The organism is uncultured Capnocytophaga sp. (assembly GCF_938029845.1).
GTDB lineage: Bacteria > Bacteroidota > Bacteroidia > Flavobacteriales > Flavobacteriaceae > Capnocytophaga.
In genome coordinates this window covers 1-25,430 of the sequence record NZ_CALHGG010000185.1, presented here as the reverse complement: position 1 = coordinate 25,430, position 25,430 = coordinate 1, and the positions used below count along the sequence as shown (strand labels likewise).

The 25,430-nt window shown below is 39.3% G+C and carries 20 protein-coding genes; 5 read left to right on the top strand and 15 right to left on the bottom strand.

The features are described from left to right. Nucleotides 1-135 precede the first annotated feature (135 nt). A complete protein-coding gene (ctlX, locus tag Q0625_RS14630) occupies nucleotides 136-1,074 on the top strand; it encodes a citrulline utilization hydrolase CtlX (RefSeq protein ID WP_298828894.1) in 939 nt (312 codons plus the stop codon). A gap of 69 nt (nucleotides 1,075-1,143) precedes the next feature. Here the strand turns inward: ctlX and Q0625_RS14625 are convergent, their stop codons facing one another. The 10 genes from Q0625_RS14625 to dapF all read right to left on the bottom strand — a co-directional run bounded on the left by Q0625_RS14625 (nucleotide 1,144) and on the right by dapF (nucleotide 13,003). Continuing rightward, nucleotides 1,144-1,341 (bottom strand): hypothetical protein, encoded by a 198-nt coding sequence (locus tag Q0625_RS14625; protein WP_298828891.1) that lies wholly within the window; start codon nucleotides 1,339-1,341, stop codon nucleotides 1,144-1,146. A 22-nt stretch (nucleotides 1,342-1,363) separates the two neighbouring features. After that, the gene (locus Q0625_RS14620) at nucleotides 1,364-4,651 is read right to left on the bottom strand and encodes an SIR2 family protein (protein ID WP_298828888.1); all 3,288 of its coding nucleotides are present in this window, start codon (nucleotides 4,649-4,651) and stop codon (nucleotides 1,364-1,366) included. A 180-nt stretch (nucleotides 4,652-4,831) separates the two neighbouring features. Continuing rightward, nucleotides 4,832-6,739, bottom strand: coding sequence for a molecular chaperone DnaK (gene dnaK / locus Q0625_RS14615; protein ID WP_298828885.1), 1,908 nt, complete (start codon nucleotides 6,737-6,739; stop codon nucleotides 4,832-4,834). A 95-nt stretch (nucleotides 6,740-6,834) separates the two neighbouring features. After that, nucleotides 6,835-7,503, bottom strand: a complete 669-nt coding sequence (ung, locus tag Q0625_RS14610; protein ID WP_298828882.1) for a uracil-DNA glycosylase — start codon at nucleotides 7,501-7,503, stop codon at nucleotides 6,835-6,837. Between the two features lie 8 nt (nucleotides 7,504-7,511). Further along, nucleotides 7,512-8,456 carry a thioredoxin-disulfide reductase gene (gene trxB, locus Q0625_RS14605; RefSeq protein ID WP_298828912.1) on the bottom strand — a complete coding sequence of 315 codons (945 nt, stop codon included), beginning with the start codon at nucleotides 8,454-8,456 and terminating at the stop codon, nucleotides 7,512-7,514. A gap of 23 nt (nucleotides 8,457-8,479) precedes the next feature. After that, entirely contained in the window at nucleotides 8,480-9,838 is a 1,359-nt protein-coding gene (accC, locus tag Q0625_RS14600) for an acetyl-CoA carboxylase biotin carboxylase subunit (RefSeq protein WP_298828879.1), read from the bottom strand. A gap of 43 nt (nucleotides 9,839-9,881) precedes the next feature. Continuing rightward, entirely contained in the window at nucleotides 9,882-10,388 is a 507-nt protein-coding gene (gene accB / locus Q0625_RS14595; protein WP_298828876.1) for an acetyl-CoA carboxylase biotin carboxyl carrier protein, read from the bottom strand. Nucleotides 10,389-10,581: 193 nt separating this feature from the next. Further along, on the bottom strand, nucleotides 10,582-11,580 hold the full coding sequence (locus Q0625_RS14590) for a beta-ketoacyl-ACP synthase III (RefSeq protein WP_298828873.1): 999 nt from the start codon (nucleotides 11,578-11,580) through the stop codon (nucleotides 10,582-10,584). 114 nt (nucleotides 11,581-11,694) lie between these two features. Continuing rightward, nucleotides 11,695-12,192 (bottom strand): GNAT family N-acetyltransferase, encoded by a 498-nt coding sequence (locus Q0625_RS14585; RefSeq protein ID WP_298828870.1) that lies wholly within the window; start codon nucleotides 12,190-12,192, stop codon nucleotides 11,695-11,697. A 4-nt stretch (nucleotides 12,193-12,196) separates the two neighbouring features. After that, nucleotides 12,197-13,003: a diaminopimelate epimerase gene (dapF, locus tag Q0625_RS14580; RefSeq protein WP_298828867.1), complete on the bottom strand. Its 807-nt coding sequence runs from the start codon at nucleotides 13,001-13,003 to the stop codon at nucleotides 12,197-12,199. Nucleotides 13,004-13,218: 215 nt separating this feature from the next. Between dapF and Q0625_RS14575 the strand changes: the two genes are divergently transcribed. Beyond that, nucleotides 13,219-13,926, top strand: a complete 708-nt coding sequence (locus Q0625_RS14575; protein WP_298828865.1) for a tRNA threonylcarbamoyladenosine dehydratase — start codon at nucleotides 13,219-13,221, stop codon at nucleotides 13,924-13,926. A gap of 1 nt (nucleotide 13,927) precedes the next feature. On the opposite strand, the gene Q0625_RS14570 is transcribed toward Q0625_RS14575, so the two are convergent. From Q0625_RS14570 to Q0625_RS14550, 5 genes are all read right to left on the bottom strand, one after another. After that, nucleotides 13,928-16,135: a patatin-like phospholipase family protein gene (locus Q0625_RS14570; protein WP_298828862.1), complete on the bottom strand. Its 2,208-nt coding sequence runs from the start codon at nucleotides 16,133-16,135 to the stop codon at nucleotides 13,928-13,930. A gap of 18 nt (nucleotides 16,136-16,153) precedes the next feature. Next, nucleotides 16,154-16,483: a nucleotide pyrophosphohydrolase gene (locus Q0625_RS14565; RefSeq protein WP_298828859.1), complete on the bottom strand. Its 330-nt coding sequence runs from the start codon at nucleotides 16,481-16,483 to the stop codon at nucleotides 16,154-16,156. Nucleotides 16,484-16,487: 4 nt separating this feature from the next. Beyond that, nucleotides 16,488-16,985: a hydrolase gene (locus Q0625_RS14560; protein WP_298828856.1), complete on the bottom strand. Its 498-nt coding sequence runs from the start codon at nucleotides 16,983-16,985 to the stop codon at nucleotides 16,488-16,490. Between the two features lie 16 nt (nucleotides 16,986-17,001). Further along, nucleotides 17,002-19,074: a methionine--tRNA ligase gene (gene metG / locus Q0625_RS14555; protein WP_298828853.1), complete on the bottom strand. Its 2,073-nt coding sequence runs from the start codon at nucleotides 19,072-19,074 to the stop codon at nucleotides 17,002-17,004. Between the two features lie 160 nt (nucleotides 19,075-19,234). After that, on the bottom strand, nucleotides 19,235-20,356 hold the full coding sequence (locus tag Q0625_RS14550; RefSeq protein ID WP_298828850.1) for a DNA polymerase III subunit delta': 1,122 nt from the start codon (nucleotides 20,354-20,356) through the stop codon (nucleotides 19,235-19,237). Nucleotides 20,357-20,549: 193 nt separating this feature from the next. Between Q0625_RS14550 and speB the strand changes: the two genes are divergently transcribed. The 3 genes from speB to Q0625_RS14535 form a co-directional block, all read left to right on the top strand. Beyond that, entirely contained in the window at nucleotides 20,550-21,425 is an 876-nt protein-coding gene (speB, locus tag Q0625_RS14545) for an agmatinase (RefSeq protein ID WP_298828847.1), read from the top strand. A gap of 81 nt (nucleotides 21,426-21,506) precedes the next feature. Further along, nucleotides 21,507-24,242 carry a PD-(D/E)XK nuclease family protein gene (locus tag Q0625_RS14540; protein WP_298828845.1) on the top strand — a complete coding sequence of 912 codons (2,736 nt, stop codon included), beginning with the start codon at nucleotides 21,507-21,509 and terminating at the stop codon, nucleotides 24,240-24,242. Between the two features lie 75 nt (nucleotides 24,243-24,317). Further along, the coding region (locus tag Q0625_RS14535) for a lipase (RefSeq protein ID WP_298828842.1) at nucleotides 24,318-25,430 on the top strand (1,113 nt) is incomplete at its 3' end.

Sequence of the window (25,430 nt, the reverse complement as noted above, 5' to 3'; positions counted from 1 at the left end):
CAAAAGCCCGTGTTTCACCTAACCCAACGGTGGGTGCTTGCTGGCTTTGTAGGAGTTAAGATAGAAAAAATAATAACTTGCTTATGTCGAGCTCACGTTAATTAGTATTGACATTAATCATTAAACTAAAATAATATGAAAAAACAAATCACTGATACGGTACTGATGATACGCCCTGTTCGTTTTAGAACGAATGAGCAAACCTTGGTGAATAATTATTTCCAAAAGGGGATCAATATTACCAATGAGGAAATTAACCTAAAAGCACAACAAGAGTTTGATGCCTTGGTAGGTAAGCTAAGAGCGGTGGGGGTTCATGTTATCGTGGTAGATGATATCTATGAGCAGGATACGCCTGATTCTATATTTCCGAATAACTGGATTAGCTTTCACAATAACAAAGATGTGGCTTTTTACCCTATGTTTGCTGAAAACAGACGTAGAGAGCGCCGCGAGGATATCTTGGATATAGTGGAAGCAGAAGGCTTCGAGATAGAGAATGTATATGACTATACAGAAGCAGAGAACGAAGGACTCTACTTGGAAGGAACAGGGGCGATGGTATTGGACAGAATCCATCGTAAGGCCTATTGTGCCCTTTCTGCCAGAGCTAGTGAGGAGTTGTTCATTGAGTTCTGTGAGGATTTTGAATATACTCCTGTTATTTTCAAGGCTTTTCAAAGAGTGGGAGAAGTGCTTAAACCTATCTATCATACCAATGTGATGATGGCACTTGGAGAGACCTTTGCTATTATCTGTCTTGATACAATAGAGGATAAGAGTGAACGAAAGAATGTACTCCACCACCTTAAGGAAGATAAAAAAGAAGTTATCACCATAAGCCCCCAACAAGTGGATCATTTTGTAGGTAATATGCTCCAAGTGAAAGGGAAAGATGGTAAGTACTTGGTGATGAGTGAGACTGCCTATAAAGCACTGACCCCTCAGCAAATAGCCACCATAGAAAAACATACCCAAATACTTTATACAGACCTCTCTACCATAGAGGTATGCGGTGGCGGTAGTGCGCGCTGCATGTTGGCGGAAGTCTTTGGAGTGAAAAATGAAAAATGAAAAGTGAAAAATAAAAACCACTCTTTTTGAGTGGTTTTTCTATTTGATTGGAAAAATTATTTTTGAGAGTTAATCATGTAAAAATATTTTTACATATTTATTAGTAAGCCAATATTCAATATTCTTATCGTTAATTTTTTTTCTATTTAGATACTTAGCAATAGTATTTAAAACTTCAAAACTTAGATCAGGACGGAATTCGCTTATATTCTGCCAATTTTCCTTATATACAGAAAGTAAGATTAATAATTTAGGGTCAATATTCATATTACTAAATTCTTGCTCATATTTATTTATTAACCACTGTATTAATAAAAAGATTTTTTGCCATAGCTATTTCCTCTCCCATGATAGCTCTATCAATAATAAAGTTAATTTCATTATAATATGGTTTTAAGCCTGAAGCTAAAATACCTTGAGCTATATTATCAATTCCATTTGATACGTCTGAAGGCTGTTTTGAAAGCATAGCTTCAATAAAAGAATTATATGATACTCTCTCTTTTAGTAGTTTTTCTACTCTGTATTTTATATCTTTAAGCATATTTTGTCTCTTACTCTCCTGTAAGGAAATAAATTGTAAAACGTCTGATAGGTAAGAAACTTGAATATTTTGCATGAAAGAATCTTTATGAAGCTTCTTAGCATATACCTCGTATTTATCTATATTTAGCTTAAGATTTCTATAGATAATATCGAACTCATTATCTTCCCATTTTATAATTCCATCAAATGCATGTATACATATATAATTGGGTGCTGTCCATTTGGTTCCATTTTCTGATACTCCGCAATACCATATATCCTTTTCAAGTAATTTTTGCTTTGCCTTTTTAATAATTTCAATTTCATCTTTTGCTAAAATACAGATATAGAATATAGAAGAGGTTTCTGTTGGAATAGCTTCAAGTTTGCTCTGCTTTAATTTTTCTATAAACATCTTTAGTAAAGAAGCTGGTAAACAGTTGTTTTCATTGAAGAAGTATATTATTTCAGTAATATCTATTTGAGGGTATTCATCTATAAGTTCTTTAAGTAAATTAGTGCAAGTTCTATTTAATTTTCCTTTTAGATAGTTTAAATGAATATTATCACATATAATAGAAGTTACTAATTCACAATTGTTCTTGAAATGAGAAAAGAGCCTTTCTAATAGAATAGAAATATGTTCTTTGATTTTCAATGCAGAAATAGCATATATAATATTTTTTACTATTTGGTCTCGATAAGTAAGGTCTGATAAATGAGTAATCATTACATCGAATATATTTCTTCGAAAAGGATCAAACCAAAGAGTTTCTTCTACACATAGGTATAATGGACCTGTAATATTTAATATTCCTGACAGGAATGTATTTGGAGTATATGAATTTCCATACGCATTTATTGAAGCGAGAAGTAATTCCTTATTTGTTTCTAATAAGTCAGGAGTAAATGCAAAATCTTGTCCTATACGTTCTTGTGTTTCTTGGTTATTATATTGTATAGAATAGAAGAAACAAGGATAGGGGAAATACTTATATAGATTTTTACAAACTTTATACCAATCCTTTATATTCATAAAATATGTTATACCAAATGACAAAAATAAGCCACTATCAAATATAAATTGTAAACAACGTAAACTCTGCTCATATATGGGATTATTAGAATTTAGATATAAAGTAGAACCTATCCATCCTCTTTTTCTTGGTTCTTTTTCCTTACTTTTCAGTTGTTCAACTATATAGTTGATAATATCTCCTTGTCCATAAATATGTTCCCTTAGATAGTTATCTAAATTATAAGGATTAGGAAATGTATTTGAAATGTAATTAGCCATAACACAGGCATACATCTTTTCTTGAGGATCATCAATTTTATTTATATAATCAGTGAGAGGTTTATTAAGTTTGTTACTCTTTTCATATCCTATTATTCTCATTGTTTTAGATAGTATCCAGTATCCTTCTGGCTCCCAAGTGTCTAATAGTAATTTTGCTCCTTCAAAGTCTAAATGAAACATCTTTCTTTGTATATTTTCATAGATATTTACATCTGACTCTATAGGTAGAGTATCTTTACAACCTCTAAGTGTTTTTTCTCTTTCTAATAGTTCTCCCCAAAGAGGAATGTTATTTAATATAGGCTTATCTTCCAAATAACGAAAATAATAATGAGGTAATTGTCCACATTCCTTTATTGCTAATACAAATAAGTTTGCCTCAGAATAAGAAAGATCACCTTTTTTGTGTAAGATAATACTTATATAATATTGTTGATTTTGTACAGACTTACAAAATCGATTGTATTTTTTTGCCTTAGATATTTTTTGATAAATCTGAGATAAATCCTCTTGTTTAAATAGTATATCTCCTGCCTCGCTCCATAATTTTCTATAATCAAAGGAATTTGTATATTCTATATGATGATTTTTCTTCTTTGGCTCTTTATCATCTTTATTTTGTTGAAATATATCATTAACTAAAGTTTCATTTTCTTCTTCAATAGGTATAGATGTCTTATGGAGATAATCAAAAAAATATTCTAATACTTCTTTATATGAAGGAGAGTCTCTTGATAAACTTCCTAAGGATTCTAATGGTTCGTAACCGATAAGAGATAGGACATCAAAATCCATAAGATTAATTTCCTTTATATAATGATTTTTATAATAGAGTTTTTTGTTGGAGTTTTCTTCATTTTTAAATGTTACAAGGTAAATTTTGGTGTCTTTATTTTTTCCTTTTCCAAGAATATCACTCATCCATTTAACCCATCCTATATAATTAGGGTCATTACCAGAGAATCCCAATAGACAGAATTTTCCTTGTAGCATAGAAATTCTCATTAAATGAGAAAAAGCCTCATGTTTTTCAATATAGGTGTCATAATCTTCTTGAGCTATTATATAGCGTAGATGTTGATCACCATCAAATTCAAATTCGTTATCTTTTATACTTAATGATCCATGTATTTTAATTATACTACGTTCTTGAAAACCATTTGAAAGTTGCCATGATGTATTTACCAAAGGAGTTGGATTCTTAGATAATTCTTCAGAAGTAAATTCTAATAAATTGTCATAATTCGTTGTATATATATTTTTGAATTTATCACATAACAGTAATTTTTTGTGTGCAGAGAAATCAGATTCTTTAAGATCGCTTTTTTTATTTTCTTTTATATATAAAGACATTGTCCCATCATTGTCGTCTTTTTTGGCATAAGGAGTTCGATCTTCTATATAATCTTCGATAACTTCTCTATACCCCTTTTGAGTTATATACATAGAAACAATTCCTAAATATCCATATCTGTTAAGAATATTATTGATAAATTCCTTTCTTCTTGCTTCTTTTTCGATCTTGTTATACTTCTTTTTATTACAATTAAAATAATTATCAATATATTGTTCTATCTCTAATTTGAATAAATCATTTATGAGATCTTCCAATAATGTATTCCAATCCATATAAAGATCCGATACATTTCTTGAAAAACCAGCACCAATAAGAGCTGAAACTAATCCTTTATCATAATCTCCTTTCAATGACCTGAGATTTTCTATATTTTCATTTTTCTCCTCTGTTGACATCTTATATTTTTGATATATCTCTTTTATACTATAATTCTTGACTTTACAATATTTCTACTTGTTGGAAATAGATATTCTGAGAACTAGAAATTTGTAAAATTAGACTTGAGTCAAATTACAAAACCCCATCTAATTATTTATTAGATGGGGCTGTTGTTATTTGCCTGCGGAGGCTCTCCGCTATTTTACTTCTTCAAAATCTACGTCTTGAACGTTGTTATCTCCGCCTGCATTAGGTTGAGGACCTGATTCGGAGTAGTTAGCTCCTGCTCCTGCACCACCACTTTGTTGTGCTTTGTAGATATCTTCAGAAGCACTCTTCCATGCTTCGTTTATTTTCTCTAAAGCTACATCAATAGTAGCGATGTCCTTGCTTTCGTAAGCGGATTTGAGTTCTTCTAAAGCACTTTCGATACCCGCTTTCTTGTCGGCAGGGAGCTTATCACCGAATTCTTTGAGTTGTTTTTCGGTTTGGAAGATAAGCGCATCGGCTTCGTTCATTTTGGTAGCTACTTCTTGTGCTTTCTTATCAGCTTCGGCATTGGCTTCGGCATCACGCTTCATTCTCTCGATTTCTTCTTGGGTAAGTCCAGAAGAAGCCTCGATACGAATATCGTGTGTTTTACCTGTACCCTTGTCAGTAGCTGATACATTGATGATACCATTGGCATCAATGTCAAAAGTTACTTCAATCTGAGGTATACCACGAGGTGCGGGTGGGATTCCATCTAGGTGGAAACGTCCGATAGTCTTATTGTCCGCAGCCATAGGTCTTTCCCCTTGTAACACGTGGATTTCCACACTTGGTTGGTTATCTGCTGCGGTGGAGAATATCTGAGATTTCTTAGCAGGGATGGTTGTATTGGCTTCGATAAGTTTGGTCATCACACCACCCATAGTCTCGATACCGAGAGAAAGAGGTGTAACGTCTAGGAGCAATACATCTTTTACATCTCCAGTGAGTACCCCTCCTTGGATAGCAGCCCCGATGGCTACTACTTCGTCAGGATTCACACTCTTATTTGGTTTTTTACCAAAGAAATTCTCTACAGCTTCTTGTACAGCAGGGATACGAGTAGAACCTCCTACAAGGATTACCTCATTGATATCACTTACGCTAAGACCTGCATTCTCAAGTGCTTTCTTACAAGGTAAGATAGTACGTTCTACTAAATCCTCGATAAGTTGTTCGAACTTCGCACGAGTCAAGGTACGTACTAAGTGCTTAGGACCGGTAGCAGTTGCGGTGATATAAGGCAAGTTGATTTCGGTTTGCATAGAAGAAGAAAGCTCAATCTTAGCCTTCTCAGCAGCTTCCTTAAGACGTTGTAGCGCCATAGGGTCTTTACGCAAATCCAAACCTTCTTCTTTTTCAAATTCTTCAGCAAGCCAGTTTATGATTTTCTCATCCACATCATCTCCTCCAAGGTGAGTATCCCCATCAGTAGAGAGTACTTCAAATACTCCGTCACCGAGTTCTAGGATAGAAACATCGTGGGTACCTCCCCCGAAGTCGAATACTACAATCTTATGATCATTATGTTGCTTATCAAGACCGTAGGCAAGAGCAGCAGCGGTAGGTTCGTTGATGATACGTTCTACCTTAAGACCAGCGATTTCTCCAGCTTCTTTGGTAGCTTGGCGCTGAGCGTCGTTGAAGTAAGCAGGTACGGTAATTACCGCGCGGCTTACGGTTTGTCCTAAGAAGTCTTCCGCTGTTTTCTTCATTTTTTGAAGAATCATTGCAGAGATTTCCTGAGGAGAGTATAGGCGACCATCGATATCTACACGAGGAGTATCATTGTCTCCTTGTTCTACTGCATAAGGTACACGTGCTATTTCTTGACCTAAGTCAGAATACTTGTTCCCCATGAAACGCTTAATAGAATAAATCGTTTTCTTAGGGTTGGTAACAGCTTGACGCTTAGCGGCGTCTCCTACCTTTATTTCGCCACCATCTACGAAAGCAACCACAGAGGGGGTAGTTCTTTTACCCTCTGCATTGGTAATAACCACGGGGTCACTACCTTCCATTACAGAAACACACGAGTTCGTGGTTCCTAAATCTATTCCAATAATCTTACTCATAATCGTATTATCTTTATTATCTTAATTTTGTTATTTACGCTTTATTAATAGGCAAGGATTGTGCCAAAAGCAAAAACATGACAAAATGACAGATTTTATTTCCAATCAATATTTTCCTTTCCTACAGAAGTAAGGTATTCATTAGTCTTGCTAAAGTGCTTATTACCAAACCAGTATCCTCGGTTAGCACTTAGGGGAGAGGGGTGTCCGGAGGAGAGTACACAGTGCTTTTGTGTGTCAATCAAGGCTATTTTCTTTTTGGCAAAACCTCCCCATAGAAGGAAGACAATATGCTGACAATTGTCAGATATGCTCTTGATCACCGCATCGGTGAAGGTCTCCCAACCCTGTCCCTGATGACTACCAGCCATATTGGCACGGACAGTAAGAGTGGCGTTCAGCAGTAGTACGCCTTGTTCTGCCCAGCGGGAGAGGTTACCACTCTCAGGATAAGGCAACTTCAAGTCCTCCTCGATCTCCTTGAATATATTCACCAAAGAAGGTGGGTGGGCGATGCCATCCCTTACTGAAAAGCAAAGCCCATTGGCCTGTCCTTCCCCATGGTAAGGATCTTGACCTAAGAGAACCACTTTAAGATTCTCTACTGGACATTGGTCAAAGGCGGCAAAGATCTCTTTTCCTTTGGGATAACAGGTATGCTCACTATATTCTTTCTTAACAAAACTTGTCAGTGCCTGAAAATAAGGCTTTTCAAATTCGCTGCTAAGCAAGGCATTCCAAGAGGGGCTGATGCGTACATTCATAGGTTGGTCTATATTTCTTGAGCGGCTAAATAGCGTTCGGCATCCAGAGCAGCTATAGCACCACTTCCTGCAGCAACAATAGCTTGTCGGTAGTGCTTGTCAGCAGCATCACCCGCTACAAATACCCCTTCTACATTGGTGCGGCTGGAGCCTGGTACATTTTCAATATATCCTTCCTTATCCAAAGAGAGGTAAGGAGCGAAAATATCCGTATTAGGCTTATGACCGATAGCTACGAAGAAGCCTGTGATAGGAAATTCGGAAAGTTCTTGAGTCTTGTTGTTACGTACTCTGATAGCAGAAACCACTTGTCCATCACCGAGTATCTCCTCGGTTTCTGTATTGAACAAAATAGTAATATTTTCCGCTTTTCTTACACGTTCTTCCATAATCTTGGAGGCACGGAAAGCATCACGGCGTACAATCATGGTTACCTTCTTACAGATTTTGGAAAGGTAGAGCGCTTCCTCACAAGCAGAATCTCCAGCGCCTACGATAGCCACTTCTTGGTTTCTGTAAAAGAAGCCATCGCATACGGCGCAGGCAGATACCCCTCCTCCTGTTTGCAAATAATGTTGTTCAGAAGGTAGTCCGAGATACTTGGCTGAAGCTCCTGTACTAATGATGATACTATCGGCATGAATCTCCTTATCTTCGACCCATACTTTCAGGGGTTTGGCAGAGAAATCTACTTTGGTAACCCAGCCAGAACGAATATCAGCCTCAAAGCGGCGGGCTTGTTGTTCGAACTGCATCATCATCTCAGTTCCTGTAATTCCTTCAGGGTAGCCAGGGAAGTTTTCTACCTCATTGGTAGTGGTAAGTTGTCCTCCTGGTTGTTCTCCTTGGTACAATACAGGAGAGAGATTGGCTCTTGCGGCATAGATAGCAGCGGTATACCCCGCTGGGCCAGAGCCTATAATTAAGCATTTTATTTTTTCTACAGACATAATTATATTTTCTAAAACATTTATACCTATTCCTCGTCTTCTGCCTTAGGCTGTATAACGAAATCCTCCATGAACTTGGTTGTATAGTTACCCGCAATATAATCAGGGTGATCCATAAGCTGTTTGTGGAAAGGAATGGTTGTTTTGATTCCCTCTACAACGAACTCATCCAAGGCGCGTTTCATCTTAGCGATGGCCTCTTCACGGGTTTGAGCGGTTGTGATGAGTTTGGCAATCATGGAGTCATAGTTGGGTGGGATGGTATACCCTGCATACACGTGGGTATCAAGGCGTACACCGAAGCCCCCAGGGGCATGGAAAGCGGTGATACGACCAGGAGAAGGACGAAAATCATTGAAAGGGTCTTCCGCATTGATACGGCACTCTATGGCATGTAGTTTTGGAGTGTAGTTGCGTCCTGAAATAGGCACGCCAGCTGCTACGAGGATTTGTTCTTTGATAAGGTCATAGTCAATCACCTGTTCAGTGATAGGGTGTTCTACTTGGATACGTGTATTCATCTCCATAAAGTAGAAATTGCGGTGCTTATCCACAAGGAATTCCACAGTACCCGCACCCTCGTATTTGATAGATTCAGCTGCTTTGACTGCTGCTTCCCCCATTCTTTGGCGGAGCTCATCAGTCATGAAAGGAGAAGGCGTTTCTTCGGTAAGTTTTTGGTGTCTTCTTTGGATAGAGCAGTCTCGTTCGGAGAGGTGGCATGCTTTGCCGAATTGGTCTCCTACGATTTGGATTTCGATATGTCGAGGTTCTTCGATGAGTTTTTCCATGTACATACCGTCGTTACCAAAGGCAGCGGCAGCCTCTTGGGTAGCACTTTCGAAAGCTTTCTCAAGGTCTTCTTCTTTCCATACAGCACGCATTCCCTTTCCTCCACCACCGGCAGTGGCTTTGAGCATAACAGGATAGCCCATTTTCTTGGCGATCTTCTTAGCTTCATTGACATCCTTAAGAAGACCATCGGAGCCAGGAATAGTAGGTACGCCTGCGGCTTTCATAGTTGCTTTGGCAGTTGCCTTATCACCCATTTTTTCAATCATCTCAGCAGAAGCTCCAATGAACTTTATGCCGTTTTCAGCGCAAATTTTGGAGAATTTGGCATTTTCAGAAAGGAAACCATATCCAGGGTGGATAGCATCGGCATTGGTGATTTCGGCAGCAGCGATAATATTGGTAATTTTCAGATAAGAATCCTTACTAGGGGCGGGGCCGATACATACTGCTTCGTCGGCGAAGCGTACATGAAGGCTATCGGCATCAGCAGTAGAATATACAGCCACCGTTTTAATGCCCATTTCACGGCAGGTGCGAATCACCCGTAGCGCAATTTCTCCACGGTTGGCTATCAAGATTTTTTTAAACATTTTCTAAGAATTTTAGGTCATACTTAATACACAACCCTTTAGACTAAGAAGGGTCTACCAAGAAGAGTGGTTGATCGTATTCTACTGGAGAAGCGTCATCCACTAATACCTTTACAATTTTACCAGAGACTTCGGATTCTATTTCGTTGAATAGTTTCATAGCCTCAATTACGCAAAGGGTTTGACCTTGTACGATGTTATCACCTATCTCCACTAATAGAGGTTTGTTAGGTGCCTGACGGCGGTAGAAAGTTCCGATAATAGGAGATTTTATAGTGATATATTTTCCATTCTCTTCGTCATCGTGTTCTTTGGTAGCCACAATATTAGCAGGGTCGCTTACAGGAAATACGGGCTGAGGAGCCACAGGTATCTGTGGTTGAGGAAGTCCCTGAGCCATATAAGGCTGTTGAACAAAGACCGTTTCAGGGCGTCCTTCTTCTCCAGAGGTTTTGATGGTGATTTTAATATCTTCCATCTCTAGCTTTACCTCACTTGCACCTGACTTGGCAACGAATCTGATTAAGTTTTGAATATCTTTTAAATCCATAGCAAATAATTATATTTTCAATGAGTTAGACATTATCTATGTAATATTGTTTTGATAAAATGTTTCTTTTCGGGGGCAAAAATACTAAAAATATTTCACATGTCCCTTGTTTTTTTAGGAAGAAATTAGAACTTCAGATACTTTTAATATTTTTCAATAAAGATTATAAAAAAGTATATACCTTAATAATTATTTATTTAGGATCATAAGCCCACTTGAGGTATAGAGAGCCCCAAGTAAAACCACCACCGAAGGCTGCGAAGACGAGATTATCTCCCTTTTTGAGTTGTTTCTCGTAGTCATAGAGAGCCAAAGGTAGGGTGGCGGAGGTGGTATTGCCGTAGCGCTGGATATTGAGCATCACTTTCTCATGGGGGAGTCCCATGCGGTCAGCTGTAGCGTCAATGATGCGCTTGTTGGCCTGATGAGGTACCAGCCAGTTGAGGTCATCAGCCGATAAGTTATTGCGTTCAAGAATCGCATCGGTGGCATCTGCCATGCGAGAGACAGCATATTTGAAGACTGTCTTTCCGTCTTGATATAGGTTGTTTTTTCCTTCCTTGAGGGTCTCAGGTGTAGTAGGGAGGATGGAACCACCTGCCTCTATTTTGAGATATTCACGTCCTGATCCGTCACTGCGGAGATACTCATCCTGTACCCCTAATCCTTCATAGTTGGGTTCGAAAAGGACAGCACCTGCTCCATCACCGAAGATGATACAAGTGGCTCGGTCGGTATAATCCACAATAGACGACATTTTGTCAGCCCCTACTAAGAGGACTTTTTTGTATCTGCCAGATTCTATATAGCGTGCCGCCATGGACATACCATAGAGAAAGCTGGAGCAAGCCGCTTGTAGGTCGATAGCGAAAGCATTGACAGCCCCAATCTGGGTCGCCAAGTAAGCGCCAGAGATAGCCACAGGCATATCGGGAGTTACGCTGGCAAAAAGGACTAAATCAATATCAGCAGGGTTGGTGCCTGTTTTACGAAACAAATCTTCAACCGCTTTTATGCCTAAGAAAGAAGCTCCTTTTCCTTCTTCTTTTAAAAGCCTTCTTTCCTTGATACCTGTACGGGTAGTAATCCACTCATCAGTCGTATCTACCATTTTTTCTAACAAACTATTGGACAAAACAAAATCGGGTACGTATCCGCCCACGCCTGTTATAGCAGCTGTAATTTTTGTCATATCAATCAGAATTTAATTGCTCCTAAGAGAGCATATGAAATAGAGGCGCAAGTTACAAAAAAAATACGAATTGTACTACAATAAAGTTATTTTTTATCACTTACCGCCTAAAAATTAGGGTTTAAAGTATTGATATAGATATACGTTTTGGAAATTACCATCGAAGAAGCACCAGTCTTTAAGGGTGGCAGTGCATAGGAATCCCTGTCGCAAAAAGAGTTTTTGACTATAAAGGTTTTCCTGATGTATATAGGCAGTAAGCTGGTGTAGATCTAAGAAAGTAAAGGCATAGTTGCATAGTTGCTCCAAGGCCTTGGTAGCAATTCCTTTTTGCCTGAAAGGAGCGGCAACGACTATAGCGACAGAAGCACGTTTGTTCTTTGGTTGATAGTCGTATAAGTCGGCACAGCCAACAGCCTTTTCTTGGTAGGTAATGACAAAGCGTTGTTGCTTGGCCTGATAGATGTCTTGGTGTGCATTTTCTATATAAGATAACAGTAGTTGCCGAGAGAAAGGAGCTTGCGTTTCGCTTACTTCCCAAAGGGTTTGGTCATTCTCTAACTGATATAGAAAATCAATATCTTCAGGTTCGAGTGCTCTTAGTTGTACCATAAAACTATACGCTTATAGTGCCTTCAAAGACGAAATCACCCCCGCCAATCAGCCATACATTGGTATATTCTTTTATTTTTAGGCCAAGAAATTCCTTTTTCACTTCAAAAGTCACCTCCAATGTACCTCCTTTGGTTTCCAAGATAATGTATTCGGCCTTAGTCTTTCCTGTTTTATGCATGGCAATAGCAGTAGCGGTAGCTCCTGTTCCACAAGAATAGGTCTCATCCTCTACACCGCGCTCATAGGTGCGTACCTTGAAACGATTGTCGGCTATGGGTTCTACGAAATTGACATTGATCCCCTCAATATTGAAGGGTACTCCATTGCGTATCTCGGCTCCTTTTTTTCTAACATCCAAGGAATCAAGGTTTTTAACTACTTCTACATAGTGAGGTGAACCCGTATTGAGGGCTACTCCCTTCTTGACCTTTTGAATATTGCTCACATCTTGCATCTGCAAGTAGATGAGGTTGTTCTTGAAGAGAGCTTTATGTAGTCCATCGGAGGCGGAAAAGTTGGTCTCTTTCTTGGGGATAATGCCTAATTTGTTAGCAAATGCCACAATACAGCGTCCCCCATTGCCACACATGGAGCTAGGATTGCCATCTGAGTTGTAATATACCATGGAAAAATCGTTTTTGGGATCGTTCTCCAAGAGAATAAGCCCATCGGCACCAACACCAAAACGGCGCTCACATAATTGTGCTACAAGCTTGCGATCACCTTTGGGAAAGGTAGCTGTGCGGTTATCAATCATGATGAAATCATTACCAGCTCCTTGGTATTTGTAAAAATGTATAACTCTCATTGTCTGTATTTTTAAGGGCAAAATTAGGGAAAATAATATAATAAACAAAAGGAATGGAAAAATAATTTTAAGGAAATTAATTTTTGCTTTGCATTTTAACGAAAAGATTGTAACTTTGCGCCCCAAATTAGTAATTAGTTGTTAGTGACTAGTGGTTATAAGTCATTAATCATTACTTTAATTATTTTTTATTTTTCACTTAAATTTATATAGTTGTGTGGCGAGAGAGAACTAAATTAGTAGTTAAAGAAGAGGGCTTACAAAAATTAGAACAATCCCATGTCCTAGTGGTAGGAGTGGGTGGAGTAGGGGCTTTTGTCGCTGAATTCCTAGCCCGTGCAGGGGTAGGACATCTCACTATAGTGGATGGTGATGTAGTGGATATCACTAACAAGAATCGACAATTGATTGCCCTTGATTCTACCATAGGGAAACCTAAGGCTGAGCTTTTGGCACAGCGACTTAGAGATATCAACCCTAAGATAGAGCTAGATGTAATCAATGACTTTCTTACTCCTGAGACAGCTTACGATTTGGTAGATACTCGATTCGACTATGTAGCAGATTGTATAGATAGTATCTCCCCTAAGATAAGCCTGCTAAGGGCATGTCATGATAGTCGTGTGAAAGTAATCAGTTCCATGGGAGCAGGAGGCGTGCTTGATCCTTCGAAGGTGAAGGTAGCCGATATATCCCAAACACGTGATTGCCCACTAGCGCGTACTATCCGCAAGCGACTCAAGAAAGAAGGTATACAACCCAAATTCAAGGCTGTATTTTCACTAGAACTTCCTGATAAGGATATGATGGCTCTGACTGATGGAACTAACTTCAAGCGTTCCTATTATGGTACTATGAGCTATATGCCTGCACTCTTTGGTATCCATATAGCAGGGACTATTGTACGCAAACTTATAGAGTAGCCTAGAACCAAAAACCAATATTGAAGAGCCACAGAAACTTATCCGTCTCTGGGGAATAGGTAGCCTTAATCTCAATAGGGCCTAAGATAGTATCAGAACTTAGGCCTAAGGCATAGCCCGTGTATTTAGGCTTGGAAAACCAACTGCGCTCGGCAAACATATTATCGTTGGCATTGGCGATATTGGCAATAGCCTTTATATAATTCCTCTTATAAAAACGATAACTAAAGGAAAGTTCTCCCTTGAGGAAGTCGTAATTTCCAAAACTTAGATAATCATATCCGTAGAAAGGTAGAAAATTTCCAAAAAAATTATCCCCTTGTCCTCCAAATACATACTGCAAGAAAGGAGCATTGGGCAACCCTAGGTGGAAGCCCGCTGAACACATGGCTTTTCCAGAAAGTCTATCAGTAACTTTCCATGCACCTCCTACATCGCCCTTAATGAGGATAATGGGGTTGATGGTCTCTCCATAACCGTTAGAATGTAGATACCAAAAACCACGTGCATCAAAGTAAAGTCCCTCAGTAGGGAAGAGAGCATTGTCCAAAGAATCATAACGCATATAACTGAAAAGAGAATAATAATTCACCTTTTCCGAAAAGTTATTGGACTGTATCTTTAGCTTGTATAATTCATGCTGTAATCCCGCTCCTACTAGGAACTTACGCCTGAAGAAAATGGATTGCAAATATAACTGGTTTTTCAGACGAGAGAGCGCCAAGTTGGTATCTCCAGTGCTCAGTGAAAACCCTTTGAAGGAAATATCACGACGGAAATGGTCGTACCTACTCTGAAAACCATAACTGGTATAGAATCCCTTATCTACATAATAATCAAATTTATAACGTAGGTTATCCCCTGCGATAAAGTCAAAGGAAATGAAATCATCCTTTTGTAAGAAGCTGGAACGACTCAGGTTAAGCAAGAGGCTTGTTTGGTACAGATTGTCGTAATGGAGGGACATCTTTACCCAAGTTTGTGCAGGAGCTTCCTCCAAGTTGAACCGTAGTTCTTCCCCTTCGTCCGTAGAACAAATATGGTAGTTGATTCCCCTAAAGTTCTGGGTGGCCATGATGTTTTGTACTCCATCCTTCAGGTCTTTGAAAGAAATTTTTTCATTCCACTGGAAGCCCAATTTTCCTCTAAGATAAACATCGGAATAGTGTTTGTTACCCGAAAAAGAGATATTGCTTATCCATAAAGAATCAGGAATTTTGGTATTTATAGGATTAGGGTCTTTTCTTTTGAGGTGTCTCTTAAGCCAATAGAGATGTGGGAGTACTTTCTTGGTAGCTACACGTCCAGAGTCAATAATAGCTTGCCCATCAGCAAAGGAAATAACGTTGTAGTTACTCATATCGGGGTGGATGTAGATGTCCGTTTTCTCCCGTTTTTCCTTCATGTCGTTGGCAATCTTGTAGCTGGTAATCTGGAGCAATACGCTATTGGCCGAACGTAAGTCCTTACGAGTCTTTAGGGGAGATTGTACATCTACCCCTATGATCACGTCCATACCCTTGGCCCTGACCTCATCTACGGGATAGTTGTTCATTACTCCTCCGTCAGTGAGGTAGCGACCATCAATATCCACAGGTGCGAAAAGAGTGGGAAAGGAGCCACTTGCCATAATTGCTTGCGCAAGGTCACCATGCTCAAGAATTACCTCCTCACCTGTCTCTACATCGGTAGCCATACATAGGAAAGGAATAGGTAGCTTAGAGAAATCTTCTATCCTCCTCACCCTATAAGTGAGTTGGCTTAGGAAATTATAGAGGTTCACCCCTTGGGTGAGTCCAGCAGGGAGGGCGAATTTTCCATCGCGTAGAGCTAAGGATACCATATAACGGTCACGATTCTCCTTCTCATAAAAGGTCTGAGCAGACCGAGGTACATTGTCCTGAATAATTTCCTCTAGGTCAGTGGCATGGAATAGAGAATCAAGTTGCTTCGCATTATAACCTGCCGCATATAGTCCCCCTACAATAGCACCCATACTGGTTCCTCCTATATAGTCAATCTCCACTCCTGCTTTCTCAATAGCCTCCAAGGCAGCAATATGCGCCAAGCCTTTAGCGCCACCGCCACTGAGTACCAGGCCTACTTTGAGGTCTTTTTTATTTTTTAGGTCCGCCAATGAGCTGATTTTTTCTTGGCTAAGCACACTGCTTGCACAGCATAACAAGAGAAACAGAAAGAGTCGCTTCATAGGGAAAGAAACTGAGAGTTATTGTTTTAGCTTAGGGTTGTTTTGGTGTCGGTCATGGTCGCGCTTGGTTTTGGCTTCCATCTTCTTATCAAAAGCCTGTTGTAGGTCTATGCCTGTCTGATTTGCCAAGCAGAGTACGACGAAGACCACATCGGCAAGTTCCTCACCAAGGTCTTTGGCCTTATCACTTTCTTTTTCTGATTGTTCGCCATAACGGCGCGCGATGATACGGGCTACTTCGCCTACTTCTTCGGTGAGCTGTGCCATATTGGTTAGCTCATTGAAATAGCGTACGCCATGTTCTTTAATCCAATTATCTACTGCAAGTTGAGCGTCTTTTATGTTCATAAGATTAAGGTTTTTGTTCGCTTACATAGAGTGTTTGGTCTAGTACCTCAAAGGACAGTGTTTTGTCATCATTAAGAATCATTTTGATCAGCAATTCGCCCCAGTCCAAGCCATCGGAGAAATCACAAATTACCCACCTATGATTGAGCAATTTTATCTTATTGATCTGAAACTTAGCATTGCGGCGTGGGCGATAGGAAATCAAGGGGTGATTCTCATCCTTGGTTATATTGGTAGCCATAAGCTGTTGGCGTACGAACTCTTCGGGGTCTTCTATTCCATTCTCATGGAAAAAGTATCGGCCATCTTCGTTAAAGCGGATATCAAAATACCGCTCTTCTGCTAGCTCATTAGAGAGTTTTTGTATAGAATCCTGCAGGTGTTCTACCGATAGGACAGGTGCGCCCTGTGATTCCAAAGAGGGCTGTGCTCCTTTGTTTTTGCAGGAGGCTAAAAGTACCCCACCTATAAGGAGTAACAAAGGCCATTTCACTTGTTTCATATTGGTTATTGTTGGGTTATTTTACTTCGGTTCCGTTGGCAATGCCTTCAGCATCAGGATTTAGGAATACATACTTACCTTCACTATTTTCCACCATCAGGATCATACCATGGCTTTCTACACCTCGCAGTTTGCGAGGGGCTAAGTTAGCCAGTACTGTAACTTTCTTTCCGATAATCTCCTTAGGGTCGAAGCTCTGTGCGATACCAGAGACGATAGTACGTTGGTCAATACCTGTATCTACTTTTAGGATTAAGAGTTTGTCCGCCTTAGGCATTTTTTCTGCTTCTAGGATAGTACCAATACGGATGTCCATTTTAGCAAAGTCCTCATAAGAAATGAGCTCTTTCTGTGGGGCGATGGTAGTATCATTGGCTGCAATGGCTTGTTGTTTTTCCTTTTTGCTATTTTCCAACTTATCTATTTGTTTTTGGATAGCCTCATCTTCTATTTTTTCAAATAGTAATATGGACTTTCCTATGGTGTGTCCTTGAGGAATAAGGTTGTCAGAGTGTAACACATCCTCCCAAACTGGAGCCTTACTCATAGTGGAAAAATTGAGCATTTGCTTAAGTTTGTCAGAGGTGAAAGGCAAGAAAGGTTCAGAAGTTACAGCCAATGCAGTGGCGATATGTAGGGCTACATACATGATAGTCTCCACTCTTTTGGGATCTTCCTTGATGAGCTTCCATGGTTCTTCATCGGCCAAGTACTTATTCCCTAAGCGGGCAATATTCATCAGTTCCTGCTGAGCTTCACGGAAACGATAGCGCTCTAGGGATTGTTCTATCTTTTGAGTAAGTTCCTTGATTTGGGCAAAAACCTCTGTATCCACTTGGGTAAGTGTTCCCATAGTAGGCACTACTCCCTTGTAATACTTTTCGGTTAGTACCATTACTCGATTGATAAAATTTCCATAGATAGCCACTAGCTCATTGTTATTTCTAGCTTGGAAGTCTCTCCAAGTGAAGTCATTATCCTTAGTTTCAGGAGCATTGGCTGTGATTACATACCTTAGCGTATCTTGCTGATCGGGGAAGGCCTCCAAATATTCATTGAGCCATACAGCCCAGTTCTTAGAGGTAGAGAGCTTATTCCCTTCGAGGTTTAGGAACTCATTGGCAGGTACATTTTCAGGTAAGATATAAGATCCTTCCGCCTTGAGCATGGCAGGGAAAATGACACAATGGAAGACAATATTATCTTTACCAATAAAGTGAATAAGTTTCGTCTTTTCATCTTTCCAATAAGGTTCCCAGTCCTTTCCTACGCGGGCAGCCCATTCTTTGGTGGAGGAGATATAGCCGATAGGGGCATCGAACCATACATAAAGTACCTTTCCTTCGGCACCTTCTACAGGTACAGGGATTCCCCAGTCAAGGTCACGTGTTACCGCACGTGGGCGTAGTCCGTCATCTAACCAACTCTTCACCTGTCCATACACATTGGGTTTCCAATCGTTCTTATGGCCTTCAATAATCCATTTTTCTAAGAACTCACTGTAATTCTGTAAAGGCAAAAACCAGTGTTTGGTTTGCTTAAGGATAGGTTTGCTTCCTGTAAGGGTTGATTTGGGGTTGATAAGGTCGGTGGCGTTGAGTGAAGTACCACAGCGCTCACATTGGTCACCATAGGCTTCTTCGTTGCCACACTTAGGGCAAGTACCTATCACAAAGCGGTCAGCGAGGAACTGACCTGCCTGCTCATCATAGAGCTGTTCGGAGGTTTCTTCTATAAAATCCCCTTTGTCATAGAGCGTACGGAAGAACTCAGAAGCTGTTTGGTAATGTATAGGTAGGGAGGTACGAGAATAATTATCAAAGGAAATACCAAAATCATGAAGTGAATCCTTGATAATCTTATGATATTTGTCAATAATTTCCTTGGGAGTGGTACCTTCTTTCTTCGCTTTGATAGAGATAGCTACCCCATGTTCATCGCTTCCGCAGATAAAAGCTACGTCATTGTTTTTCAATCGCTGATAGCGTGCAAAGATGTCAGCAGGTACATATACTCCTGCTAGATGGCCAATATGAATAGGCCCATTGGTATAAGGCAAAGCTGCCGTAATGGTGTAACGTTCGGACATTTATTAAGTTTTTAATTATCAGTAGTCAGTTGTCAGAGGACAGTTGTCAGAGGTAAGTAATCAGAAATACTATTCACTCTTCGTCTTTCGCTCTTCACTTTTCACTGATTTTATGGACTGCAAAATTACAATATTTTCTCTCAAAAATCAAGTTTTTTCCTTATACTTTGGTATGTATGAGTCTGGTGAGCTTGATCGAGAGATCGGTGAGAATCAGCTTGGAGTTACCATTGCGTTCTATATGATAGATAGCATCTTCAGTATTACGCTGGATTTCCTCTATGTTGTTATGATGTACAAAAGGAGCAAAATTTTGTATCTTGAAATTGGACTGGAATTCCATATACACGAGACTATCAGCCCCATAATTGGCCAAGAGAGCTTGTCGGAATACCTCCATACAATATTCGAGAAAGAGCTTTTGGGTTTCCCTACCCTCCTTGGCAATCTTCTCACACCAAGAAAGCAGATGGGGGAGTACCCCTTTGTTCCCTCTGGCACTATAAGCCATACGTACCCACTCGACAAACCATTCTTCAAAGATACTATCGTTATCTTTTCCTATAAAAGAGAGTGCCTTGCGGTAATTACCCTGAGAGCGTAGCGCTATTTTCTGTGCCTGTGGTAGGCTGAGACCATTCTTTACCAATGCCTCGGTAATAACCTCTTGCGAGAGCTTATGAAAGCGTGTAATTTGGCAACGGGAGAGAATGGTGTCAAGCAAGGCATTTTCATTTTCCACTACCAATATAAAAATAGTTTCAGTGGGAGGTTCCTCCAAGAGCTTCAGTAACTTATTAGCACATTCGGTATTCATCAGTTCTGCCATCCAAATAATCATCACTTTATACCCTCCCTCGAAGGATTTCAGGGAGAGCTTGCTAGTGATTTCTTTGGCATCATCTACCCCGATTTTCCCTTGTTTGTTAGCAATATCAATAGCCTGATACCAATCAAAAAGGCTTCCGTAGGGTGTTTCCAAGACGAATTTGCGCCAATCCTCCAAGAAGGCAGTACTAGAGGGGTGGTCTTTCACTTGAGCGGTGATAGCCGTAGGATAAGCAAAATGCAAGTCGGGATGGTTCAGATGCGCACACTTGATAGCTGTATTTGCATCACCCGTCTTACAAAGTAGCTCTGTGGCGTAGGCAATTGCCATGGGCAGGGTACCCACTCCCTCCTCACCTACAAATAGTTGGGCATGAGCAATTCGACCTGCTTCGATCGTTTCTTTTAGGTATTTCTTTGTATGTGAGTTACTTAGAACGCTTTCAAAATCCATAATACATAACTAATCACCCCAAAAAAGAGGCTGGAAAAACAGTACAAAAGTACATAATTTTTTAGATAATGGGGAAACACCTCTGAAAAAAATAAGGAAAGAGGGTATGACTCACAAATAATAGTTAAATAAACTCGGTAATTATTCTAAAAATAGTAATTTTACCCCTATTTAAATCAAAACATTTATAGTAATGGAAAATACATATGCAGGCATACCTGCCGAAAATGCAACGTATGAAAACTCGAAAGTAGTACTAGTAACTGTTCCTTATGATGGCACCTCCACTTGGGGAAAGGGAGCTGATAAGGGACCTGAGCTGTTCTTGGATGCCTCCGAGAATATGGAGCTTTACGACATAGAAACCGATTCAGAACCCTACCTACAAGGAGTTTATAGAGCGGGAGAGGTATCAGAGAACAGTACTCCAGAGAAGATGGTAGAAGCAGTCTATAGCAAGACTAAGGAACTTATCAAGGATAGGGAAAAACTCTTCACCCTTATAGGAGGGGAGCACTCTGTTTCTATTGGTTCCATAAGAGCTGTAGGGGAGGAGTACAAGCAATTGACTGTCCTACAATTGGATGCACATACCGACTTGCGTCCTGAATTTCACGGTTCTAAGAATAACCATGCTTGTGCAGTATTCGAGGCCAACCAAAAACATAAGCTCGTACAAGTAGGTATTCGCTCTATGGATGCCGAAGAAAAGCAATACTTGCCTCACAATAGAGTTTTCTTCGCTCATGAGATTGCCAATAATGAGAATTGGATCAAGGAAGTGTTGGAGAAAGTAACAGGCAATGTGTATATTACTATAGACTTAGATGCTTTTGACCCATCCATAGCACCCTCTACAGGAACTCCAGAACCAGGAGGTTTGCAATGGTATCCTACCTTGAAGCTACTTAAGAAAGTATTTAAGAAATGCAATGTAGTGGCCTTTGACATCGTAGAGCTTATGGATAGTCCACAAGCCAAACCAACGGCTTTCTTGGCTGCTAAGCTATACTATAAGATGCTGGCTTATTACTCCAAATATAGCGAGTCTAAGAAGAAAAAGAAATGATAAAGAGTAGTGAGTTTTGAATTTTGAGTTGTAGTATCTGAACTCAAAATTCAAAACTCAAATTTTAAAACTCAAACTGTTATGTTTTTAGAGCAAGTCATTGAGGATTATTTGAAAAACTATGCCGATGTTCCTACGGAAAACCTTATATTGGTGACTCCCCATAGGCGTTCGGCACTTTTTTTGCGAGAGATTTTCGCTAAAAAATATCGCAAAGCCGGTATATCTCCAGAGTTTATCACCTTAGACAACTTATTAGAACGTATCTCAGGGATAAAAAAGATGCCAGAGGTACAAGGCTTATTTGAACTCTACAAGGTATATAAGGAAAATACCACTACTGAGCTAGATGATTTTGAAAAATTTGTTGGTTGGGGGAAAATGCTATGGAAGGACTTTGATGATATAGACCACTATCTCATTGCTTATAAGGATATATTCCCCTATATGGAGGCGATAAAGGAAGTAGAACATTGGTCACTGGGGGAAAAACTCACTGAAATGCAAGAAAAGCACTTGGCTTTTTGGCGTACTTTGGGTACTTATTACAATGCACTTCATAGTGAAATGCATAAGCAAAAGCAAGGTTACCAAGGCTTTATCGCACGAGTGGCTTGTGAGCAATTGGATTCTTACAAGAGGGCAAATGAAGAAAAACTACACCTATTTGTAGGCTTCAACTCCCTAAGTGTAGCACAAGAGAAGGTTATACAATATATTTTGGAGGAAATGCAGGGGGATATCTATTGGGATATAGAAAAACACTTTCTCAACAGCCAACACAGTGCAGGATTCTTTATAGAAAACTACTTGAACAAATGGAGATACTACCGAAGAGGTGCTATCCCTAAGTGGATTGTAGAGGATGATCTAGCTACAAACATAGAAGTATATGGCACTCCTAAGCAAGTGAATCAAATACATCTGCTCACTACTCTCTTAGAGCAAATCCCTACTGATGAGCTAGAGCAAACGGCCATCGTTCTTAGCGATAGTGATATGCTCTTGCCTCTATTGCAGGCGATAGATACCAATAAGCTCTCCATCAACATTACTATGGGGTACCCCTTGCAACAAACGCCTGTACATGATCTTATCTCAGCTTACTTCAAGTTATATATTTCAGGAAGATGGTATCACAAAGAAATAAAATCTCTCTTAGAACAACCTTTTTTAAGTAATTTGCTTTCTGAAAATTATAAAAAAGATACAATAACCTATATCAATGAACATAACTTATCCTATGTGTATAAAAAAGCATTGGATATATATAAAAAAGAAAAAGATAGTGTTATTATAGATTTACTTTTTGATGATGAAAAGAATATTTCAGTAAGTAAATTGATTAAAAATATTATAGAATTATTGTTTGTGATTAAGGAATCTTTGGAAAATGATCATAAAGAGAACTTATTGAACTTAGAATATTTGTACAACTTCTATGAACTTTTTAATCAGATCTATAACTTACAAGAAAAACATCATTTCATAGATAGTGTAAAGTCTCTGTACTATATCTATAATGATTTGTTGGTCAAACAAAAGCTCAACTTCAGAGGAGAACCTCTTAAAGGATTACAGATAATGGGTATATTGGAAGCACAGAATATACATTTTAAAAATATATTACTCACTTCCATGAATGAAGGCGTTTTTCCAAAAGGAAATACAGTTAATTCATTAATCCCTTTTGATGTAAGAGCTAATTTGGGACTTCCTACTTACAAAGAGTCGGATTATATGTATTCTTATTACTTTTACAGAATACTCCAACACTCAGAAAAAGCAATCCTATTTTATAATACAGAAACTGATGGACTCAAAGGAAGTGAAAAGAGCCGATTTATACTACAACTGCTCTCGGATTACAAGGTAAAACCAGAGGTGAGATTTCCGGAAGTAAAGATAATAGAACAACAACCCGTTGAGATTGTCAAAGACAAGCAAATAATAGATAAATTGGTCGCCATAGCTACAGGAAATGATCCCAAACATCGTAAGGGATTCTCTCCTTCATCACTTACTACCTATGTAAGAAATCCAATAGACTTTTACCAACAGCAAATTTTAGACATAAGAGATGATGCAGAAGTAGAGGAAATCGTAGAAGACCGCTCACTGGGGACTATTATTCATAGAATATTGGAATTACTTTACCAAGATTATAAAGGTAAAGTCATTTCCAAGCAGGATATAGATGAGATAAGGGGAAAAGTAAGTAAAACAACTGAAGAGGTATTCAAAGAGTACCAAAAGAATGAAGAGATAGCAGGTAAAAATATCTTTGTACAACGTACTATTGAGGAATATGTGATGAAATTCTTGGATATAGACCAGAGGAATGTATCCGATAATGTCGTAAAACTACTGTACTTAGAGGAAAAAATACAGATAGATGTCCAATTTGATGATTTTCCTTTCCCTATTCGTTTCAATGGAACGATAGACCGTGTAGAACAACGAGGTGAGGACATCTATATAGTGGACTATAAGTCGGGTATTGTAGAGAAAGGACAGGTAGCCCTCAATGAGAAAAAATGGGAAAATCTGATTCAGGATTATGAATACTCCAAGGCTTTCCAATTACTTATGTATTCCTATTTGTTGTTCAAAACGGGAATGATAGGGATGGATAAGCGTGTATATGTGGGCAACTATTCCTTTAGAAGACTCAAATTGGGATTCATAGGCTTTAGAAATGGTAAGGATAAGGATATAAGCCCAGTGGATACAGATGTGCGCACAGCATTTGAACAAAAGCTCTTACAGCTTCTCAAGGAGATATATGATCCTTCGCTGCCCTTTGTTGAAAAGTAGGTTAATGAAATTATGCGCTTGTATATCTTGGTATTATATTTTATTCCTATATTTGCACCCAAAAAATAATAGCAGATGTCTCCCAAAAAAATAGTGATCTTTATGCTTGGTGTATTGCTCTCTTTGTTATGGCTTACCTTTGTCAGCCGTGAGTATATGGATGAAGAGAATGAAGTAGCCCATGGAATAAAAATAGGTAGCTTCCAGATGAAGTATCCTACCTTTTGGGACATTTTCTCACGTAGTGAGCGAGTTACCAATGATAAGGCTATGGCAATTATACAGGGTAAAGAACCTGATTTAGCAGAGGTTAAAGATACTATGGGCACTGCGACTATGGTCAATAAGCATAAGTTTGTTTTCCCAGAGGATATGAATCAGCTACCTGACTCCATTAGCGCTTTCCTCTCGGGAGGGAATCCCCCCTTGGTGAGTAACGTGGAGGGACAGATATACTATCCTGAGCCAGCAGAGGATTTTGTCAGAAAACTACATAAGAAACTCAGTCAGCCCTCTTGCCGTATTCTTCACTATGGAGACTCCAAGATAGAGGGAGATCGTATTACTGCTTATTTGCGCAATGGTCTGCAAACCCTCTATGGGGGAACAGGCCCCGGTTACTTTCCTATCAAAATGCCTTATGGGCAACGTAGTATCATAGAACAAACCTCGGGCAACTGGTATCGCTATGCACTCTTCAATGCGGAACAACGCAAGAACAAAGACCTTTTGCAGAACAATCAGTATGGACTCTATGCTAATGTGTGTCGTTTTGCACCTGCACGAGGTGAAACGGCTGGACTTAAGACAGCTTCCTTTACCATATCTCCTTCTCATTCCTATTACAATAGGCTCAGTCAGTATAACCAAGTAACCATACATTATGGTAATTGTACAGTGCCTACCTTAATTACTGTTTATGAAGATAATACGGAGATAAGGAAAGATACCCTTATAGCAGATGGAGCCTACCATGCTTATAAGCTGAACTTTTCCGCCACTCCTAAGAAGCTCCGAGTACAGTTCTCTAGCACCAAAAGCCCTGATTTCTATGGAGTAACGGTAGGTAGTACTGAAGGGGTACAGGCGGATAATATCCCTACTCGTGGGGACTCTGGTTTCCATTTTACTCGTATCCAAGATACTTACGATGCAATGAGTCGTGAGTTGAAACCCGATATTATCATC

Bases quoted from the DNA above. Each gene is read 5' to 3' on its own strand.
- accB (WP_298828876.1), bottom strand. From the start codon at position 10,388: ATGGATTTAAAAGATATTCAAAACTTAATCAGATTCGTTGCCAAGTCA.
- dapF (WP_298828867.1), bottom strand. From the start codon at position 13,003: ATGAGAGTTATACATTTTTACAAATACCAAGGAGCTGGTAATGATTTC.
- Q0625_RS14625 (WP_298828891.1), bottom strand. From the start codon at position 1,341: ATGAATATTGACCCTAAATTATTAATCTTACTTTCTGTATATAAGGAA.
- Q0625_RS14560 (WP_298828856.1), bottom strand. From the start codon at position 16,985: ATGAAACAAGTGAAATGGCCTTTGTTACTCCTTATAGGTGGGGTACTT.
- Q0625_RS14570 (WP_298828862.1), bottom strand. From the start codon at position 16,135: ATGAAGCGACTCTTTCTGTTTCTCTTGTTATGCTGTGCAAGCAGTGTG.
- speB (WP_298828847.1), top strand. From the start codon at position 20,550: ATGGAAAATACATATGCAGGCATACCTGCCGAAAATGCAACGTATGAA.
- accC (WP_298828879.1), bottom strand. From the start codon at position 9,838: ATGTTTAAAAAAATCTTGATAGCCAACCGTGGAGAAATTGCGCTACGG.
- dnaK (WP_298828885.1), bottom strand. From the start codon at position 6,739: ATGAGTAAGATTATTGGAATAGATTTAGGAACCACGAACTCGTGTGTT.
- Q0625_RS14585 (WP_298828870.1), bottom strand. From the start codon at position 12,192: ATGGTACAACTAAGAGCACTCGAACCTGAAGATATTGATTTTCTATAT.
- ctlX (WP_298828894.1), top strand. From the start codon at position 136: ATGAAAAAACAAATCACTGATACGGTACTGATGATACGCCCTGTTCGT.
- ung (WP_298828882.1), bottom strand. From the start codon at position 7,503: ATGAATGTACGCATCAGCCCCTCTTGGAATGCCTTGCTTAGCAGCGAA.
- Q0625_RS14590 (WP_298828873.1), bottom strand. From the start codon at position 11,580: ATGACAAAAATTACAGCTGCTATAACAGGCGTGGGCGGATACGTACCC.
- Q0625_RS14540 (WP_298828845.1), top strand. From the start codon at position 21,507: ATGTTTTTAGAGCAAGTCATTGAGGATTATTTGAAAAACTATGCCGAT.
- Q0625_RS14550 (WP_298828850.1), bottom strand. From the start codon at position 20,356: ATGGATTTTGAAAGCGTTCTAAGTAACTCACATACAAAGAAATACCTA.
- Q0625_RS14565 (WP_298828859.1), bottom strand. From the start codon at position 16,483: ATGAACATAAAAGACGCTCAACTTGCAGTAGATAATTGGATTAAAGAA.
- Q0625_RS14620 (WP_298828888.1), bottom strand. From the start codon at position 4,651: ATGTCAACAGAGGAGAAAAATGAAAATATAGAAAATCTCAGGTCATTG.
- metG (WP_298828853.1), bottom strand. From the start codon at position 19,074: ATGTCCGAACGTTACACCATTACGGCAGCTTTGCCTTATACCAATGGG.